A 3,863-nucleotide genomic window follows, 5' to 3' on the forward strand; every position below is an offset into this window, starting at 1 on the left:
CCCAAAGGGCGGCCGTCCCCAGCGCAATATTCGCATCAAGAACAGCCTCGATTTCCGGATCGTCAATCTTAACCTCATACCGGTCTTGGATATTCGTACGAACCGGCCCCTGCGCTATATCGCGAGGCATAAAGATTTCCTTCCAGACTTCTTTTTCGACCAGACAGACATCTCGAAATCGCTCATACAGCAAGCTCAACTTTTCAGAGTCGGTAATCTTAATATGCTCTCCCATGAATCCCTTTCTTCGTCAATTTACCGCACAGATTTCTCATCTGAACAAGATACCATTGCATGGCAACTTGTGCCTGACCTCTCAAGAGGCCTATCCCAAAGATGAGATAGGTTCCAGGATATTGGCGCGAATGTCGAACCAGCTTCATTTGGTTTCAACCATGAGGCAGCCATGGAGGGTATCGTACTGAGAGGCACCGCAAGGGTCAATTACTGTCGCCATCATCCGAAGAATCTGGTTCCATATCCGTTCTATGGTAGACTGCCCTTGGATTTCGAATTATGACGGCCTAACCAGCATTGTCGCATTCAACAAAACAGATTTCCGGCAACCATCCCGCTTCCATAGATCCCCACGAGTCGGGTCGACGCTTTGGCATTCGTGATGGGCTGTTCCAGGCCGTCGCCCAGGGCGGAGGTGAGCAGTATCTCTCGGCCTTTGCCCTGCTGCTTCACGCGACACCATTCCAATTGAGCATCCTCTCCGCCATTCCACAACTCTTGGGCACATGGGCTCAGTTGATTTCCGTCAAAGTCTCCCATTGGTTCCCGAGCCGAGCCTCTCAGGTTTTCTGGGGCATCATCGGACAATCGGTTTCTTGGATTCCCATTCTTGCGCTGCCGTTGCTCTGGCCAGACCAAGCACCGTGGCTGCTCCTTACAGCCGTCGCTGTGTATTTCACCTGCGCTCATTTCACCTCTCCTGCATGGAACAGTCTCATCACTGATTTGATTGAGCCAAACGAACGTGGCATGTACTTCGCCAGACGATCGCGGACCATTGCAATGACCAGCTTTCTCGCACTCTGCCTGGCTGGAGCTCTGTTGAGCTTCTTTGAGCAACGCCGACTTCTTTGGGTCGGGTTTGTCGTGATGTTCCTGATAGCCGGACTTTGCCGCAGCGCGTCGGCTCTTCTGCTGCTGAAGGTACGTGGGTTACCACCGCATGAGCCGAGCGGCAACCCAACAGGCTTTCTCGTCTTTCTCCGTACCGGCATGTCCGAAAACTTCCGTCACTTCTTACTGTTTTCCGGGCTCATGCATTCCGCCGTGCTGGTCTCCGGTCCATTCTTCGTCATCTATCTGCTTCAGGATCTTCACCTCGCTCATTGGCAATATGGAGCCTGGCTGGCTGCCGGCATCATCGGGCAATTCCTGACCTTGCCGGCCTGGGGACAGTTCGGCGATCGCTTCGGCAATAAAGCGTTGCTCTCATTCACCGGACTACTCGTCGCGTTCCTGCCGATGTTGTATCTATTCGATACTGCGTGGCCGTTTCTTGTTACCGTGAATTTCTTCGGAGGGGTGGTCTGGGCGGGACTCGGGCTTGGGTTAAACAATTACGTCTTTGATGCCGTACAGCCCACGGATCGGGCCAAAGCGGTCGCCGTTTCGAGCATCGTCAATGCCATCGGGTGGGCCGTGGGGACCATGATCGGAAGCGTATTGATCATCGCGATACCGGCAAGGCTGCAGGTTGGGGCCTTGACTCCGCAACCTGTCTCCAATCTCCCGTTTATTTTCTTTCTCTCCGGTCTGTTACGTTTGATCGTTTCCGCGACACTTCTCCGGACCTTTCACGAACCTCGGCAAGTGGAGCAACACACCCACTACCGATTGCTATGGGAACTGCCGCTGTTAAAACCCTTGCGCCAGCTTTCACGCCGGGCGATCGACATAAATCAATAAGGAACGCCTAGGGAGTCTACTGCACGATTCTTCTCCTCTTGTTTCAGTTTTTCGAACGCTTTATCGGCGTTGCCTCGAACTTGGTCCTGCGTCACATTCGACGAAGGCTTCGGTGCTTCGCCCGCGCAGCCTTCCATAGCTAGTAGCAACACCACTATTCCAGCCGCGATCCACCCATGCTTCTGTCCCGCCCGCCATGTCGCCTTTTCCGACATATTTATCTCCCTTCGTCATGAACGCCATATAATTCGAGCCCTATCATACCACCCTTGTCTGAATACCATTCCGAACTCATCACATTGACTCGCTGAAACCAAGAGGGTATGCTCCTAGTTCCTAACTCGAATTCGTGAGACTTTCTCATGTCGCTGTCCGACCGTCTGACCGAGGATCTCAAGGTTGCGATGAAATCACGCGATCAACTTCGCATGGATGTCATTCGCATGATCAAAGCCGCCGTCCTGAATAAGGAAGTCGAGTTGAAGCGGGACCTTGATGATGCTGAAATGAGCCGGGTGATGACGACCCTTGTAAAACAGCGCCGGGAATCCATCGAACAATTTGAAAAAGCTCAACGGACGGAATTGGCCGCCAAAGAACGGAAGGAAATCGAAATTATCGAGTCCTACCTCCCCAAACCACTTTCTCCTCAAGAACTCGAGGCCATTGTCGCATCGGCTGTCGCGGAGACCGGGTCCCGCTCACTCAAAGATATAGGAACAGTCATGAAGGCGGTCATGGCCCGTCTTGCCGGACAGTCCATCGACGGCAAGCAAGTCAGCGACCTTGTGAAAAGCAGGCTTTCCTGATTCGTCTCCGGCGTCGCTTGCTATACTGAATCTTATCCCATGGCGGCTTCAGTTTCGCTCGCGCTTAACCGTTAAGTAGTGGTATGGTGATCCTCATAGTCGATGACTCTCCCGATCAACATCTCTTACTTCGGTCTATCCTGACCAAGGCCGGTCATGACGAGATTGTCGCGGCCGAGTCGGCTCGGCAAGCTTTTGCGGCCTTGAACCTTGACGGCACACAGGCGTCCATCACTGTGGATCTGATTCTGATGGATGTACTCATGCCCGACATCGACGGTGTGGCGGCCTGCCGACGAATCAAGCATCAGCCCCACCTTCGGGATATTCCGATCATTATGGTGACGGCCAAGAATGATCTCGACAATTTGAGAGAAGCGTTCTCGGCCGGGGCGATGGATTACATCAACAAACCCGTGAACGGAGTGGAGTTGCTTGCCCGCGTGTCCTCGGCGCTCACATTGAAGAGCGAGATGGATTGCCGCAAGGAACGGGAAGCGGAACTCCGCCGCAAAAATGAGGAGCTTCAACGCGCCCTCCGCGAAGTCAAAGTGCTTCGCGGGCTGATTCCCATCTGCGCCTCCTGCAAGAAAATCCGTAATGACGGTGGATTCTGGCAACAACTCGAAGAGTATATCGGCGAGCATTCCGAAGCAGCGTTCAGTCACGGACTCTGCCAACCCTGCCTCAAAAAGCTTTATCCTGGCGTTTATCAAGACTAGCTGTTACGATTCCGCAAGCTTCTCCCCTCAAAACCGTGTGAATTTATGAGTATTCTCATCGTCGACGACTCCGCGGATGATCGGATCCTGCTGCAAGCCATTCTGTCGGCTGCCGGCTATGAAAACATTCTGGCAGCGGATTCAGCCGCCGCCGCGTTCAGACATCTTGGCCTGGACGGAGGCAAGCACGGCGCTGCGCGGGTGGATCTGATCCTCATGGATATTCTCATGCCGCAGATGAACGGCATCGAAGCTTGTCGCCAGATCAAAGCCGCCGACCGGTTCCGAGATATTCCTATTATTATGGTCACCGTCAAGACGGATCCGGTCGACCTTCAACTCGCGTTTGCCGCCGGAGCCATGGATTACGTCGCCAAACCGGTCAACAAAGTCGAACTCCTGACCAGAG

Annotated in this window: 6 protein-coding genes; 4 read left to right on the top strand and 2 right to left on the bottom strand. The window is 53.6% G+C overall.

Going from position 1 to position 3,863, the window contains the following annotated elements:
* Positions 1-235: hypothetical protein (locus tag ACOSYY_RS15190; protein ID WP_421663410.1), on the bottom strand; the 235-nt coding region annotated here is incomplete at its 3' end.
* A 299-nt stretch (positions 236-534) separates the two neighbouring features.
* Between ACOSYY_RS15190 and ACOSYY_RS15195 the strand changes: the two genes are divergently transcribed.
* Positions 535-1,923: an MFS transporter gene (locus ACOSYY_RS15195; protein WP_421663412.1), complete on the top strand. Its 1,389-nt coding sequence runs from the start codon at positions 535-537 to the stop codon at positions 1,921-1,923.
* Here the strand turns inward: ACOSYY_RS15195 and ACOSYY_RS15200 are convergent.
* On the bottom strand, positions 1,917-2,138 hold the full coding sequence (locus ACOSYY_RS15200) for a hypothetical protein (RefSeq protein WP_421663413.1): 222 nt from the start codon (positions 2,136-2,138) through the stop codon (positions 1,917-1,919). The two genes, ACOSYY_RS15195 and ACOSYY_RS15200, sit on opposite strands and share 7 nt — an antisense overlap.
* 147 nt (positions 2,139-2,285) lie before the next feature.
* Between ACOSYY_RS15200 and ACOSYY_RS15205 the strand changes: the two genes are divergently transcribed.
* The 3 genes from ACOSYY_RS15205 to ACOSYY_RS15215 all read left to right on the top strand — a co-directional run.
* Positions 2,286-2,732, top strand: a complete 447-nt coding sequence (locus ACOSYY_RS15205) for a GatB/YqeY domain-containing protein (protein WP_421663414.1) — start codon at positions 2,286-2,288, stop codon at positions 2,730-2,732.
* An 83-nt stretch (positions 2,733-2,815) separates the two neighbouring features.
* A complete protein-coding gene (locus tag ACOSYY_RS15210; RefSeq protein ID WP_421663415.1) occupies positions 2,816-3,454 on the top strand; it encodes a response regulator in 639 nt (212 codons plus the stop codon).
* A 45-nt stretch (positions 3,455-3,499) separates the two neighbouring features.
* Positions 3,500-3,863 (top strand): response regulator (locus tag ACOSYY_RS15215; RefSeq protein ID WP_421663417.1); only part of this gene is annotated, 364 nt, incomplete at its 3' end.

Source organism: Nitrospira sp. BLG_2 (assembly GCF_049222245.1).

Bases quoted from the DNA above. Each gene is read 5' to 3' on its own strand.
- ACOSYY_RS15200 (WP_421663413.1), bottom strand. From the start codon at position 2,138: ATGTCGGAAAAGGCGACATGGCGGGCGGGACAGAAGCATGGGTGGATC.
- ACOSYY_RS15205 (WP_421663414.1), top strand. From the start codon at position 2,286: ATGTCGCTGTCCGACCGTCTGACCGAGGATCTCAAGGTTGCGATGAAA.
- ACOSYY_RS15210 (WP_421663415.1), top strand. From the start codon at position 2,816: ATGGTGATCCTCATAGTCGATGACTCTCCCGATCAACATCTCTTACTT.